12 protein-coding genes and 1 pseudogene are annotated in these 14,502 nt (G+C 70.8%); 9 read left to right on the top strand and 4 right to left on the bottom strand.

Annotated features, from left to right (window positions below; translation table 11 throughout):
- Positions 1 to 122: 122 nt before the first annotated feature.
- Positions 123 to 965, bottom strand: coding sequence for a MurR/RpiR family transcriptional regulator (locus ACWCP8_RS23795; RefSeq protein ID WP_352265583.1), 843 nt, complete (start codon positions 963 to 965; stop codon positions 123 to 125).
- On the bottom strand, positions 962 to 2,554 hold the full coding sequence (locus tag ACWCP8_RS23790) for an aromatic amino acid ammonia-lyase (RefSeq protein ID WP_451118021.1): 1,593 nt from the start codon (positions 2,552 to 2,554) through the stop codon (positions 962 to 964). The genes ACWCP8_RS23795 and ACWCP8_RS23790 overlap by 4 nt, the downstream gene beginning before the upstream one ends.
- Before the next feature lie 141 nt (positions 2,555 to 2,695).
- On the opposite strand from ACWCP8_RS23790, the gene ACWCP8_RS23785 reads away from it, so the two are divergent.
- The 6 genes from ACWCP8_RS23785 (at position 2,696) to ACWCP8_RS23760 (ending at position 8,146) form a co-directional block, all read left to right on the top strand.
- Positions 2,696 to 3,826, top strand: coding sequence for an ABC transporter ATP-binding protein (locus ACWCP8_RS23785; protein ID WP_352265582.1), 1,131 nt, complete (start codon positions 2,696 to 2,698; stop codon positions 3,824 to 3,826).
- Positions 3,823 to 4,467: an ABC transporter permease gene (locus ACWCP8_RS23780; protein ID WP_352265580.1), complete on the top strand. Its 645-nt coding sequence runs from the start codon at positions 3,823 to 3,825 to the stop codon at positions 4,465 to 4,467. The genes ACWCP8_RS23785 and ACWCP8_RS23780 overlap by 4 nt, the downstream gene beginning before the upstream one ends.
- Positions 4,468 to 4,470: 3 nt before the next feature.
- A complete protein-coding gene (locus ACWCP8_RS23775; RefSeq protein WP_326629745.1) occupies positions 4,471 to 5,133 on the top strand; it encodes an ABC transporter permease in 663 nt (220 codons plus the stop codon).
- Positions 5,134 to 5,144: 11 nt separating this feature from the next.
- Positions 5,145 to 6,104 (top strand): ABC transporter substrate-binding protein, encoded by a 960-nt coding sequence (locus tag ACWCP8_RS23770; protein WP_352265576.1) that lies wholly within the window; start codon positions 5,145 to 5,147, stop codon positions 6,102 to 6,104.
- An 18-nt stretch (positions 6,105 to 6,122) separates the two neighbouring features.
- Positions 6,123 to 7,529, top strand: a complete 1,407-nt coding sequence (locus ACWCP8_RS23765; protein WP_451117964.1) for a purine-cytosine permease family protein — start codon at positions 6,123 to 6,125, stop codon at positions 7,527 to 7,529.
- A gap of 194 nt (positions 7,530 to 7,723) precedes the next feature.
- Positions 7,724 to 8,146, top strand: a complete 423-nt coding sequence (locus tag ACWCP8_RS23760) for a hypothetical protein (protein ID WP_352265572.1) — start codon at positions 7,724 to 7,726, stop codon at positions 8,144 to 8,146.
- Between the two features lie 11 nt (positions 8,147 to 8,157).
- Here the strand turns inward: ACWCP8_RS23760 and ACWCP8_RS23755 are convergent, their stop codons facing one another.
- On the bottom strand, positions 8,158 to 8,919 hold the full coding sequence (locus ACWCP8_RS23755; RefSeq protein ID WP_352265570.1) for an SDR family oxidoreductase: 762 nt from the start codon (positions 8,917 to 8,919) through the stop codon (positions 8,158 to 8,160).
- Between the two features lie 152 nt (positions 8,920 to 9,071).
- On the opposite strand from ACWCP8_RS23755, the gene ACWCP8_RS23750 reads away from it, so the two are divergent.
- Positions 9,072 to 9,905, top strand: a complete 834-nt coding sequence (locus ACWCP8_RS23750) for a helix-turn-helix transcriptional regulator (protein WP_352265568.1) — start codon at positions 9,072 to 9,074, stop codon at positions 9,903 to 9,905.
- Between the two features lie 301 nt (positions 9,906 to 10,206).
- Here ACWCP8_RS23750 and ACWCP8_RS23745 read toward each other — a convergent pair whose 3' ends face one another.
- The gene (locus ACWCP8_RS23745) at positions 10,207 to 11,610 is read right to left on the bottom strand and encodes a cystathionine beta-synthase (RefSeq protein WP_451117961.1); all 1,404 of its coding nucleotides are present in this window, start codon (positions 11,608 to 11,610) and stop codon (positions 10,207 to 10,209) included.
- Between the two features lie 156 nt (positions 11,611 to 11,766).
- Here ACWCP8_RS23745 and ACWCP8_RS23740 point away from each other — a divergent pair.
- Both ACWCP8_RS23740 and ACWCP8_RS23735 read left to right on the top strand, forming a co-directional pair.
- A pseudogene (locus ACWCP8_RS23740) lies at positions 11,767 to 12,768 on the top strand (GDSL-type esterase/lipase family protein); the annotation flags it as partial.
- Between the two features lie 411 nt (positions 12,769 to 13,179).
- On the top strand, positions 13,180 to 14,400 hold the full coding sequence (locus ACWCP8_RS23735; RefSeq protein ID WP_313937637.1) for an acetyl-CoA C-acetyltransferase: 1,221 nt from the start codon (positions 13,180 to 13,182) through the stop codon (positions 14,398 to 14,400).
- Positions 14,401 to 14,502 lie beyond the last annotated feature (102 nt).

Genomic DNA, 14,502 nt, shown 5'->3' with positions numbered 1-14,502 from the left:
TTCTGAAAATCCGCAGTGATTCCTGGACTCCCGGCCGAGCATCCGTCAGGACCGGGCTTCCGCCATGCCGTCCCCGCCCAGCAGGACCACTCCCCTCCCCGGCAGCGGCCCCGGCCCCGCGCTCACTCGGCGAACAGACCGCGCGCCGCTGCCCGCGCGTCGAACTCCTCCAGCCGCGCCTGCGCGTCGGGCAGGTCGTCGCACATCGCCTCCAGCAGCACCCGCCCCAGCAGCATCGGCGCACAGGCCGTGTCGAAGGCGAGCCCGGTGCCGACGGCCGCCGGAATCAGCAGATCACTGTGTTTGGCCACCGGGGTGAACGCCGAGTCGGCCACCGACACCACGGTCAGCCCTTGTTCCTGGGCGTACGCGAGCGCGTCCACGACCTCCTTCGGGTGGCGCGGCAGCGCGAAGCAGACCAGCGCGCTCGCCCCTGCCCGCCGCGCCGCGTCGATGCGGTCGCGCAGCATGCTGCCGCCCTCGTCGAGCACCCGCACATCCGGGTGGACCTTGGCTGCGAAGTAGCCGAAGCCACGCGCCTGCGAGGAGGCGGCGCGCAGCCCGAGCACGGGCAGCGGCCGTGACGCGGCGAGCAGCCGTCCCGCCCGCTCGACGGGAGTGGGGTCGGCGAGCAGCTCGGCGAGGTGCTGCAGGTTCTCGATCTCGGCGTGGACGGCCTGCTGGTATTCGTTGTACGTGTCGTCGACGGCGCCCGCGGCTTCACCGGATCCGGGCGCGACCTCCCGCAGGTGCTTGCGCAGCGCCGGATACCCGTCGAACCCGAGCGCGACGGCGAAGCGGGTGACGGACGGCTGGCTGACTCCGGCCAGCTCGGCCAGCTCCACGCTGGACAGGAACGGCACATCGGCGGCCCGCCGGACCATGGAGTGCGCGATGCGCCGCTGGGTGGGCGTGAGCCGGTGCCCCTCGAAGAGCTGCTGCAACCGCGCGGCCGGGCTGCTCATGCTGTCCCCCTTGTACTGGCGAGTCCGGTGTCCCGGCTCGTTCCGGTGAGTCCGGTGTTCCACAGATCCGTGCAGCGGTCGAGCAGTTCCCCTGCCGCCGCCTTCACATCATCGGTGAGCGGCCGGTCCGCGAGCTCGGCGTCGAGCAACGAATCGGCCAGCGCGAACGCCCGCCCGACCGGCAGCTCAGGATCGGGCCGCAGGTCGCGCAGGCGCAACGCCCGTACAGCGGAAACGAGTTCGCAGGCGACGACCTGCCGGTAGGCACTGCAGGCGCGCAGTGTCTGACGGGCGGCCAGCGAGGCGAAGCTGGCCTGCTCCTCGACGCCGCGGGAGAGCACGGCATGCCCGAGCGAGGCGGGCGCGGAGAACGCCCGCAGATCTCCGAGGGCGGCCCCGGCCGCGTACTCCAGGATCATCACGCCCGAGGCGGCGGGCTCGCCGTCCGCGAGGAACGGCCGCAGCCGGGTGAAGGACGGCTCGTTGAGAGCCGAGAGCCGGGAGGTGGAGAGCCGGGCGACCTGAGTGACCGCAAGCCTGAAGTGGTCGAGAGCCAGGGCGAGTTGGGCCATGTAGAAGCCGCCGTGATGGTAGGCGGCGGGGCTGTCGTTGAGACCGGCGTCCGGGCAGATCAGCGGGTTCTCGGCGGCGGCGTTGATCTCGACGGCGAGGACACGTTCGAGTGCGTCGGCGGCGTCCTGCGCGGGGCCGTGGATCTGCGGCAGGCAGCGGAAGCCGTACGGGTCCTGGATCCGGCCGAGCGGCGGTCCCGGACGGTCGGGGGCGCCGAGCAGCTGCCGCATCCGCGCCGCGACCTGGTACGAGCCGGGGTGCGGGCGGGCGGCGTGGACCGGTTCGGCGTACGCCTCGTACGAACCGTCGACCGCGAGCAGCGAGAGCGCGGCGACCGCTTCGGTGGCGGTGACGAGCCGGCGCAGCTCGTCGAGCGCGAGAGCGGCCTGGCCGAGGGTGAGGGCATTGCTGCTGATCAGGGCAAGGGCGTCGTTGTTGTCGAGCGACTGGGGCTCGGGCGCGGCGCCGGGCCCCTGCCAGGGGTGCTCCCCGGCGAGCGCGAGGCCGACCTGGGCGAGGGCGGCGATGTCCCCGGTACCGACCGAACCGAACTCGTTGACCACCGGGTGCGCCCCGGCCTCCAGCGCCTCGCAGAGACCGACGACGACGCCGGGCCGCAGTCCGGCGCCGCCCGCAAGCAGCTGATTGGCGCGCACGGCGAGCATGGCACGGACCTCGCGGGCGGGCAGCGGGTCACCGATGGCCCCGGCGTGGCTGCGCAGCAGGCGCAGCCCGTGATCGGCGGCGGCCTCGGTGGGGACACCCTCGTTGCGATTGGCGCCGACCCCGGTGGAGCGCCCGTAGACTCGCCCGGTCGCGGCGAGCTCCCGGGCCGCAAACCAGGACCGGTCGACACGCTTCATCGCCTCGGCACCGGGCACGGGCCGGGCGGTACCACGGGCGATCCGGACGACGTCGGCGACGGGAAGGGTCTGGCCGTCGAGCTCGACGACGGAGACGGCATGGTCCGCGGCCCACCCACCGAAGGGCGAGGAGTCCATCATGTGGGACGACATCATGCGCGAACCCTCCTCATTCAGACACTGCATCTCGCCGCTCGGGCTTCCGTAACCAGTGTTTTACCCCGAGGCATTGACAACCTATTCAGTCAACGAGAACTCTGCATGACTATATGCAGCCGGGGCAAGGGACGACCGATGATCAAATTCGACGCAGTGAACAAGCGTTTCCCGAACGGCACGACAGCAGTTCATGAGCTCAGCCTGACCATGCCGGAGGGCGGCATCACCGTCCTGGTCGGCTCGTCCGGCTGCGGCAAGACCACCACTCTCCGGATGATCAACCGTATGGTCGATCCGAGCTCCGGCACGATCACGCTCGGCGGCCGGAACATCCTCGAAGCGGACGCCGCCGAGCTCCGCCGGGGCATCGGATACGTCATCCAGCAGGCCGGGCTCTTTCCGCACCGCACGATCCTCGACAACATCGCCACGGTCCCGCTGCTGCTGGGCCACGGACGCAAGCGCGCCCGGGCCCGGGCGGCCGAGCTGCTGGAGACGGTCGGACTTCCGGCAGATGCCGCCAAGCGCTACCCGCACCAGCTCTCCGGCGGCCAGCAGCAGCGCGTCGGTGTCGCGCGTGCGCTCGCCGCCGATCCTCCCGTGCTGCTGATGGACGAGCCGTTCGGCGCGGTCGACCCCGTCGTCCGGACCCAGCTCCAGGACGAGCTGCTCCGCCTCCAGCAGGAGCTGAACAAGACCATCGTCTTCGTCACCCATGACATCGACGAGGCGGTACGGCTCGGCGACCGGATCGCCGTCTTCCGTACCGGCGGCCATCTGGTGCAGTGCGCACCGCCCGCCGAACTGCTCGCGCGCCCGGCCGACGACTTCGTCGCCGACTTCCTCGGCGCCGAGCGCGGCCTGAAGCTGCTCTCGTTGAGCACGCTCGCGGATCTCCCCCGACAGCCGGCGACGACGGTACGGGCCGACGAACCCGCCCCCGCCGGGCGCGCCGACTGGCAGCTGGTCGTCTCCGCCAAGGGCGAACCCCTCGGCTGGCTGGACCCGGCAGCCGCTCCGTCGGGCCCGGCGGGCGACGCCCCGCTGCTCCCCGTACGGCCGCTGCGCGACACCGACTCGCTGCTCTCCGCGCTGAACGAGTCGGTCGCCTCCCCGGCCGGCCTGATAGCCCGGGTCGACGAGGCAGGCGTACTGACCGGGGTCACCGCGCGCGAGTCCGTCCATGCGCGGGCGGGGGACGCCCACACCGCAGCGGTCGCGGCCCCCCGGCCCATGACGGCTCCGGCCGGAAAGGGCAGCGCATGACCATCGACTGGTCGTGGATCTCCGACCACGCGAGCGACCTCGCCACCCTCACCGTCTCCCACCTCCAGGCCGCCCTGACCTCCGTGCTCCTCGGCCTGCTGATCTCGCTCCCGCTGGCCGTCCTGGCCCACCGGGTGCGCCCCCTGCGCGGCTTCCTCCTGGGCCTGTCGAACATCCTCTTCACGATCCCGTCCATCGCGGTCTTCGTCCTTCTCCTGCCGGTGTCCGGCCTCACCCGCACCACCACGGTGATCGGCCTGACCGTCTACACACTGGTCGTGCTCCTCCGCAACACGGTCGAGGGTCTGGACTCCGTCCCGGCGCGCACCAGGGAGGCCGCCAAAGCCATGGGCACCCGCCCGTTGCGCATCCTGCTCACCGTCGAACTCCCCCTCGCCCTCCCCGTAATCATGGCGGGCGTACGGATCGCCACGGTCATGTCGATCTCGCTGGTCAGCGTGGCCACGTACATCGGTGACGGCGGCCTCGGCCAGCTCTTCACCGACGGGTTCCAGCGCAACTTCCCGACCCCGGTGGTCGCCGGCATCGCCCTGACCCTGCTGCTCGCGCTGGTCGCGGACGCGGCGCTGGTGGCCGTGCAATACGTGCTCACCCCCTGGAAGCGGAAGCAGAGGGCCTGACCGATGTACGAACTCTTCGCGAACCTCGGCACCTGGCTGACCGGCGCCGAACAGTGGCAGGGCCCGGACGGCATCGCGCACCGCCTTGCCGAGCACCTCCAGTACTCACTCCTCGCCACCTTGATCGCGACGGCGATCGCGCTCCCGATCGGCCTGCTCATCGGCCACACGGGGCGCGGCGCGTTCCTCGCCATCAACCTCTCGTCGTTCGGCCGGGCGCTCCCCACGGTCGGCCTGGTGGTGCTGGTCTTCCTGGCCAGCGGCCTGTCGATGACCCCGGTGTACGTGGCGCTGGTCGCCCTCGCCGTCCCGTCGATCGTGACCAACACCTACGCCGGGATGACCGCCGTCGACCCGGAGGTGAAGGACGCCGCCCGCGGCCAGGGCATGCGTGGGCACCAGATCCTGTGGCAGGTGGAACTTCCCCTCGCCCTCCCCCTGATCATGACCGGCCTGCGCCTCGCCCTGATCCAGGTCGTCGCCACCGCCACGGTCGCCGCGTACGTCAGCTTCGGCGGCCTCGGCCGGTACGTCTTCGACGGCCTGGCCCAGCGCGACCTCGTCCAGGTACTGGGCGGCGCGGTCCTGGTGGCGGTCGTGGCCGTCGCCCTGGACCTGGCCCTGTCCGGGCTGCAGCGCATCCTCTTCCGTCACCGCACCGCCTGAGGAGACCACCCATGACCCACCAGCCCCACAGCACCACTCGCCGCTCCCTGCTGGGCGGCCTCCTCGCCGCGGCCGCCGTCCCCGCACTCGCGGCCTGCAGCAGCGGCATCACCTCGCTCGACGGCCAGGGCGGAGGCAGCAGCAGCGGCGCCGGCTCCAGCGCCGGTGGCATCACCATCGGCACGGCCAACTTCACCGAGAACCAGGTGCTCGGCTACCTGTACGCCGAAGCCCTGCAGGCCGCCGGAGTGAAGACGAAGGTCCGCGCCAACCTGGGCACCCGCGAGATCCTCATCCCCGCCCTCGAGGGCGGGGACATCGACCTCCTCCCCGAGTACCAGGGCGCCCTCCTGCACTACCTCGACCCGAAGGCGAAGGCCACCGAGGAGGGCGAGATGCAGAACGCCCTGGCCATCGCCCTCCCCAAGGGCCTCCAGATCCTCCCGTACGGCATGGCCGAGGACTCGGACGCCTTCGTGGTCACCCCGAGGACCGCCAGGAAATACGGCCTGTCCTCCCTCGCCGACCTGGCGAAGCAGAACGGAAAGCTCATCATCGGCGCGGCCCCCGAGGTGAAGAAGCGGACGGTCGGGGCGGTCGGCCTCAAGGACGTGTACGGAGTCGAGTTCAAGGAGTTCAAGTCGCTGGACTCCTCCGGACCGCTGGTCAAGGGGGCCCTGAAGAAGGGCGACGTCGACGTCGCCAACCTCTTCACCACCGACACGGACATCGCCGCCGAGGGCTGGGTGGTCCTCACCGACCCCAAGAACCTGATCCCCGGCCAGCACGTGGTCCCCCTGATCGCGGACCGCGCGGCGGACTCCACGGTCCGCAAGGCACTGGCCCGCCTGGGCGCCACGCTCACGACGAAGGACCTCACGGAGCTGAACCGTCTGGTGGACAAGGACAAGAAGGACCCGGAGGACGTGGCGCACGACTGGGCCGCGGCGCACGGCCTGATACAGAAGTAAGCGAAAAGGAGCACCCTCATGGCCGACTCTCTCGTCGAGCGCCGCTCGATCGACGTCGTACCGGACGACGAACGGCACGGCAAAGCGTTCTCCCAGTTCACCCTCTGGCTCGGCGCGAACCTCCAGATCACCGCAGTGGTCAGCGGCGCGCTCGCGGTCATCTTCGGCGGCGGCGCCTTCTGGTCCCTGATCGGCCTGCTGGTGGGCAATCTGCTCGGCGGAGCGGTGATGTCGCTGCACTCGGCGCAGGGCCCCCGGCTGGGCCTGCCCCAGATGATCTCCAGCCGGGCACAGTTCGGGGTGCGGGGCGCGGTCGTGCCGCTGCTCCTCGTCGTCGTGATGTACGTCGGCTTCTTCGCCAGCGGCAGCGTGCTGGCCGGCCAGGCGGTCGGCGAGCTCACCCATCTCGGGCAGACCCCCGGCATCCTCGTCTTCGCCGTGATCACCGCGCTGATGGCAGCGATCGGCTACCGGGTCGTCCACGTCCTCGGCCGGGTCGCCAGCGTGGTCTGCGCACTGGCCTTCGTCTATCTCGGCATCCGGCTGCTGGACCGGATCGATCTCGGCGCCGCCCTCGCCGACCGCGCCTTCGACCTGCCGATGTTCCTGCTCGCGGTGTCGATCGCGGCGTCCTGGCAGCTGGCGTTCGGGCCCTACGTCGCGGACTACTCGCGCTACCTGCCGCGCCGGACGAGCGCCCGCGCCACCTTCTGGTGGACGCTGGCCGGCACGACGCTCGGCTCCCAGTGGTCCATGGCCTTCGGCGTGCTGGTCGCGGCATCCGCGGGCGAAGCGTTCCTCGACGACCAGGTCAGCTACGTGGTCTCGCTGGGCGGCACCGGACTGATCGCCTCACTGCTCTACTTCGTGATCGCGCTCGGCAAGCTGACCATCAACGTGCTGAACACCTACGGCGGGTTCATGTCGATGGTGACCGGCATCAGCGGCTTCCGCGGGCAGCGGGCGCTCTCGCAGCGCGGCCGCTCGGCGTACATCACCGTGATCATGATCGCGGGCACGGCGGTCGCCCTGCTCGGCAAGGACACCTTCCTCACCTCGTTCAAGGACTTCCTGCTGTTCCTGCTGACCTTCTTCACCCCGTGGTCGGCGATCAACCTCGTCGACTACTACCTGATTTCGCGTGAGCGGTACGACATCCCGGCCCTGTCCGACCCCAACGGCCGCTACGGCGCCTGGCGCTGGGACGCACTGTCGGTGTACGCGGTGGGCATCGTCGCCCAGCTCCCCTTCCTGGCGACGACCTTCTACACCGGCCCGCTGGTGGAGCCGCTGGGCGGCGCGGACATCTCCTGGGTGATCGGCCTGCTCGTACCCGCCCTGCTGTACTGGCTGCTCGCCCGTCGCGACACGACACACATCCCGACGGCCACGATCACCGCGCCGGACCAGGTCCCGGCCGTCTGAGCCCGGTCCCCACCGGGTCGCGGTCATCCACGACCCGGTGGGGACCGGCGCGGTCGTCCACGGCGTCAAGAGCGAGGACGTCGCCATCGGCGAGTGGACCAACGCCACCGAGGGCCCTCCCTGGTACGCCCCCGACCTCCGAAAGGGGGGCTGGCCCCACTGCGCCGGGCTCCTTCGCTCCGTACTGTTGGGCCATGGAAGCCCGTGACTCCGAGCTCGAGAAAGAGCTCAATGCCACCCTGCAGGCCCGCAGCGAGCTGGGGCCCGAGTACGAGTCCGCGCTCATCGACTCGTTCCTGGAGAAGGTCGACCGGCGTCTCGACGAGACGCTCGACCGTCGCGTCCGGCGTCATCTCGCCGAGCAGCAGATCACGGTCGCCCGAGAGGCCCGGGCGCCCCAGGATCCGCTGGCGAACTTCGGTGAACGGTTCGGGTTCGGGATCATCTCGCTGGTCCTGGCCATCCCGCTGTCCGCGATCGGGGTCGCGAACGCCGGTATCGAGGGGCTCGCCGTGGCCTGGCTGGGGATCGTCGGGGTGAATGTCGCCCAGGTGGTCCGCAGTCGGCCGTTGTTCCGGCGCTCGGAGGGACGCGCGAAGTCCGACTGGGAGGGCTGAGCGGCCGCCGGTTACGCCTGGCGTGTGGGGAGCACGATCAGCTGGCGCAGGTTGACGTGGCGCGGGCGGCTGGTGGTGTAGGCGACCAGGTCGGCGATGTCGTCGCCGGACAGGGAGCCCAGCGCGTCGAACATGCCGTCCAGCCGGCCCGACAGCTCCACGTTGTCGATGTGGCTGCCCAGCTCCGTGTCGGTGAGGCCCGGCTCGATGTTCGTGACGCGGACGTCTCGCGGGCCGAACTCTGTGCGCAGGGATGCCGACAGGTGGCTGAGTGCCGCCTTCGTCGCCCCGTACACGGCGTAGTCGGGGAACGCGATGTGCGCGCCGATCGACGAGATGTTCACCAGGTCTGCGGTGCGGCCCCCGGCGGCGGCCGCCACCAGGTCGGGGGTGAAGGCACGGATGATCCTCAGCGCGCCCGACACATTGGTGTCGAGCATCCGCTGCCACTCGTCGGTACGGCCCTCGTCCACCGGGTTCGGCAGCATCACTCCGGCTGCGTTGACCACCAGGTCGACCTCACCGAAGGCGGTATGGACACGCTCGGCAGCCGCGTCGACGGATGCCTGGTCGGTGACGTCCGCCGCCACGATGAGCGCTTCGCCGCCCTCCGCCGTGACCCTGGCGGCCACTTCTTCCAACCGGTCCGCCCTCCGGGCCAGCAGCGCCACCCTGGCTCCCCGGGCGGCGAGCAGGAGCGCAGTGGCGGCGCCCATGCCGCTGGCGGCTCCGGTGATGACAGCGGTGCGGCCTGCGAGGGTCTCGTACGACATGGCGTGCTCCTTGTGCTCCCTGGTGTCCGCCGGGCGTCTCCCCGGTGGCAGGTTCCACTCTTCGCCGCCCGGCGCCCGTTACCCAGGGATGCGTCGTTCCTGGGTCCGGCAGTACCAGGCTCCGCTCCGGCCCGTCTCCTAGGATCGAGCGCATGGATGGGGACCTCGGAGACTTTCTCCGCTCGCGACGCGCACGGATCCAGCCCGAGGACGTAGGCCTGCAGGCATACGGCCGACGCCGGGTGCCGGGGCTGCGCCGCGAGGAGGTCGCGCAGCTCGCGGGGGTGAGCGTCGACTACTACATCCGGCTGGAACAGGGGCGCGGACCGAGCGTCTCGGACGCGGTGCTCGACGCGATCGCCCGGGTGCTGGGGCTGGACGAGACGGAGCTGGCGTATCTGCACACCGTGGCCCGGCCGAGCACGAGGGCACGCGGCGAGCGGCCGGCTGCCGCGCAGCGGCTACGGCCCGGGCTGCGGCTGCTGCTGGACACCATCGACAGGGCCCCCGCGTTCATCCTGGGCCGCCGCATGGACGTGCTGGCCTGGAACGCCCTGGGCGACGCCGTCGTCGGTTTCTCCCGGATGCCCGCCGCCGCGCGCAACATGCCGCGCCAGGTGTTCCTGGAACCGGCGGCGCGCGAGCTGTACCCGGAGTGGGCGGCAGTGGCGGCGGAGACGGTCTCGCATCTGCGGCTGGACGCCGGGCTGCACCCGACGGACAAACAGCTCGCCACGCTGGTCGGCGAGTTGTCGTTGCGAAGTGAGGACTTCCGGCGGCTGTGGGCGGACCACCAGGTCAAGGCGAAGACGTACGGGGTCAAGCGCATCCAGCATCCCGTGGCGGGCGAACTGACGCTTCCGTACGAGACGCTGGCGCTGCCTGGCGACCCCGACCAGTCGCTGGTCGTCTATACGCCGGAACCGGATACCGAGACTGCCGAGCGGATCGCGCTCCTGGCGAGCTGGGCGGCCGCGCCCGCCTGATGAGCGGCCCTTGGCCGCTGGTGGACGCGCGTGGAGGTATGTCGCAGGGACCGCCGCACCCCCGGTTTCCCAGGGGGCGGGACGACGGCGGTCCCCGCGAGGGACGCGGGTCCGGGTCAGGGCCGGCTGATCGCGTCCTGGCGACAGTGGAGGTCCGGGAGCCGCTCCGTAGTCCGTGTCGCCGTCTCGGGTGTCGGCGGGTTTCCCTGCCGACACCCACTAATGTGCCGGAGCCGTGTTAAGCCGGTGCTGCGGGTACGTGTCGTGCTCGTACCGTTTTCACGAAGCCCCGATTCCCGCTCTACTGCTTCGGACCGGCGTCCTTCGCCAGGAACGACAGCAGGTCCTGCCTGCTCACGACACCCTTCGGCTTGCCCTCCACCAGGACGATCGCCGCGTCCGCGGCGTCCGCACCGCTGAGCGCCGACATCAGGTCCTCGACCGGTTCGCCCGAGCCGACCTGCGGCAGCGGCGGCGACATGTGCTTCTCCAGCGGGTCGGTGAGCGAGGCGCGCTGCGCGAACAGCGCGTTCAGCAGCTCCCGCTCCACCACCGAACCGATGACCTCTGCGGCCATCACGTCCGGGTGCCCGGCCCCCGGCTTCACGATCGGCATCTGCGAGACGCCGTACTCGCGCAGGACGTCGATCGCCTCGCCGACGGTCTCCTCCGGGTGCATGTGGACAAGCGTCGGGATCGCGCCTTCCTTGTGGGCGAGTACGTCCCCGACACGCGCCGACGGGCCGGTGTCCTCCAGGAAGCCGTAGTCGGCCATCCACTCGTCGTTGAAGATCTTGCTCAGGTAGCCGCGGCCGCTGTCCGGCAGCAGTACGACGACCACGTCGTCCGGGCCGAGGCGCTGCGCGACCTCCAGGGCCGCCACGACCGCCATGCCGCAGGAACCGCCGACGAGCAGGCCCTCCTCCTTGGCGAGTCGGCGGGTCATCTGGAAGGAGTCCTTGTCGGACACCGCGACGATCTCGTCCGTGACCGTGCTGTCGTACGCGCTCGGCCAGAAGTCCTCGCCGACGCCCTCGACCAGATACGGGCGTCCGGAGCCGCCGGAGTAGACCGAGCCCTCCGGGTCCGCGCCGATGATCTTGACCGAGCCGCCGCTGATCTCCTTCAGATAGCGGCCGGTGCCGGTGATCGTGCCACCGGTGCCCACGCCCGCCACGAAGTGGGTGATCTTCCCGTCCGTCTGCTCCCACAGCTCGGGACCGGTGGTCTCGTAGTGCGAGCGCGGGTTGTTCGGGTTCGAGTACTGGTCGGGCTTCCAGGCGCCCGGCGTCTCACGGACCAGCCGGTCGGACACGTTGTAGTACGAGTCCGGGTGCTCGGGGTCGACGGCCGTCGGGCAGACGACGACCTCGGCACCGTACGCGCGCAGCACATTGATCTTGTCCGTGGACACCTTGTCCGGGCAGACGAAGATGCACTTGTAGCCCTTCTGCTGCGCGACGATCGCCAGGCCGACGCCCGTGTTGCCGCTCGTCGGCTCGACAATCGTGCCGCCGGGCTGCAGCGCGCCGCTCTCCTCGGCCGCCTCGATCATGCGCAGGGCGATGCGGTCCTTGACCGAACCGCCGGGATTGAAGTACTCGACCTTGGCCAGCACCGTCGCCTCGATGCCGGCCGTCACACTGCGCAGCCTCACCAGCGGGGTATTGCCAACGAGACTGATCATCGAATCGTGAAATTGCACCGTGTTACTCCGGGGTCTCCGAGATGGTGCCGCCAGCGTATGCGTACGGGGATGAGATTGGGCGAAGCGATTGGGCGACGGTCGTTACGGGGCAGTTAGCTCTGTGTACGACGGTACGGCGACGAGGAGGTGGACCGGACTGTGTCAAGAGCAAGGGTGGCACGGCGGATCGCGGCAGGGGCCGCCTACGGCGGCGGCAGTATCGGACTGCTCGGTGCGGCGGCGGTGGGCGTGGTGCTGGCGGAGGTCCAGCTGGCGAAGCGGCAGGTGGGTGGCGGTATCGCACCCGTCCCGCCGAGTGCCGACGGGCGGTACGGGGTGGCCTTCACCGGTCCGGCGGAGCCTTTGCTCCTCGGCCTGCTCGGCGACTCCACCGCGGCCGGCCAGGGCGTGCGCAGGGCCGGACAGACCCCCGGGGCGCTGCTCGCCTCGGGGCTCGCGGCGGTCTCCGAGCGTCCGGTGGATCTGCGGAATGTCGCGCAGCCGGGGGCCCGGTCGGACGATCTGGAGCGGCAGGTGTCGGTGCTGCTGGCCGACACGTCCCGTACGCCCGACGTCTGCGTGATCATGATCGGGGCGAACGATGTGACACACCGGATGCCCGCCACCCATTCGGTGCGGTGCCTGACCACCGCCGTGCGCAGGCTGCGCACGACGGGCGCGGAGGTGGTTGTCGGCACGTGCCCTGATCTCGGCACGATCGAGCCGGTCTACCAGCCGTTGCGCTGGCTGGCCCGGCGGGCGAGCCGCCAACTGGCCGCCGCCCAGACGATCGGTTCGGTGGAACAGGGCGGGCGCACGGTGTCGCTGGGCGACCTGCTGGGGCCGGAGTTCGAGGCGAACCCGCGCGAACTGTTCGGCCCGGACAACTACCACCCGTCGGCCGAGGGGTACGCGACGGCGGCGATGGCGCTGCTGCCGACCCTGTGCGCCGTGCTGGGGCTGTGGCCGGAGTCCGACCGCCTCGACGGCTCGCGCCGCGAGGACATGCTGCCGGTGGCCAAGGCGGCGTCCCAGGCAGCCCGGGAGGCCGGTACGGAGGTCACGGGGGCGCGGGCGCCCTGGGCCCTGCTCAAGCACCGCAGGCGGCGGCGTCTGCCGACGGCCACGGAGCCGCATCCGCAGCCTCAGTCGGAACCCCTGGCGCGGTCCCATCCGTATCCGGACGGGCAGCACCCCGACGTACCGCTGCCGGACGGGCAGCACCCCGACGGACAGCACCCGGACGTACCGTTGCCGGACGGACAGCACCCCGACGTAGGGCTGCCGGACGGGCAGCATCCCGACGGCAAACACCCCGACGTGCACCCGGACGGGGACCCCCGCGCGGGCGGGGACGCGGGCACGGATCCCGCTCCCCGGCACGCCTGAACATCCGCATGCACTCGACCCCGTCCACCGACCCCATCCACTCGACTGAGCGGTCGCTTAGAAAAGAGGTCCGCATCACATGGCCTGCCGGGTGACCTCAGCGATACGGCCGGGTAACTTCCAAGGCAGTCCTGCCCGTCAGGTCTGCCGGTCAGTCCTGCCGGACAGCCAGCCTTCCAGCCCTCATGGAGCCGCGTGATGCCTGAAGCCGTGATCGTCTCTGCTGCCCGTTCCCCCATCGGCCGGGCCTTCAAGGGTTCACTGAAGGACCTGCGGGCGGACGACCTGACCGCCACGATCATCCAGACCGCGCTGGCCAAGGTCCCCGAGCTGGACCCGAAGGACATCGACGACCTGATGCTCGGCTGCGGCCTCCCCGGCGGCGAGCAGGGCAACAACCTGGGCCGCATCATCGCCGTGCAGATGGGGATGGACCACCTTCCCGGCTGCACGGTCACCCGCTACTGCTCGTCCTCCCTGCAGACGAGCCGCATGGCGCTGCACGCCATCAAGGCCGGCGAGGGCGACGTCTTCATCTCGGCCGGCGTCGAGATGGTGTCCCGCTTCGTGAAGGGCAACTCCGACAGCCTGCCGGACACGCACAACCCGCTCTTCGCCGAGGCCGAGGCCCGCACCGCCGCGCGCGCCGAGGAGACCGGTGCGAGCTGGCACGACCCGCGCGAGGACGGCCTCGTCCCGGACGCGTACATCGCGATGGGGCAGACCGCCGAGAACCTGGCCCGGCTCAAGGGCGTCACCCGTCAGGACATGGACGAGTTCGGCGTACGGTCGCAGAACCTCGCCGAGGAAGCCATCAAGAACGGCTTCTGGGCGCGCGAGATCACCCCGGTCACGACCCCCGACGGCACGGTCGTCTCCCAGGACGACGGCCCGCGCGCGGGCGTCACGCTGGAGGGCGTGCAGGGCCTGAAGCCGGTCTTCCGTCCCGACGGCCTGGTCACCGCCGCCAACTGCTGCCCGCTCAACGACGGCGCCGCCGCGCTCGTGATCATGTCCGACACGAAGGCGCGCGAGCTGGGCCTGACCCCGCTGGCCCGGATCGTCTCGACCGGCGTCTCCGGCCTCTCCCCCGAGATCATGGGGTACGGACCGGTGGAGGCCAGCAAGCAGGCGCTGAAGCGCGCCGGGCTCACCATCGACGACATCGACCTGGCCGAGATCAACGAGGCGTTCGCCGCCCAGGTGATCCCTTCCTACCGCGACCTCGGCCTGCCGCTGGAGAAGGTCAACGTCAACGGTGGCGCGATCGCCGTCGGCCACCCCTTCGGCATGACCGGCGCCCGGATCACCGGCACGCTGATCAACAGCCTGCAGTTCCACGACAAGCAGTTCGGCCTGGAGACCATGTGCGTGGGCGGTGGCCAGGGCATGGCGATGGTCATCGAGCGGCTGAGCTGAGCCGCAGCGGAGGGTAGGGGGCGCCTGAGGTACGAAGGCGGCACCTGCCCGCAGCGGAAGCGAAGCGAACGCGACCACAGGCCCGAGCGGCTGAGCTGAGCT

Source organism: Streptomyces sp. NPDC002206 (genome assembly GCF_053593595.1).
Note: the sequence above shows the minus strand (reverse complement) of the source record. Positions and strands in the feature narration are given on the sequence as shown.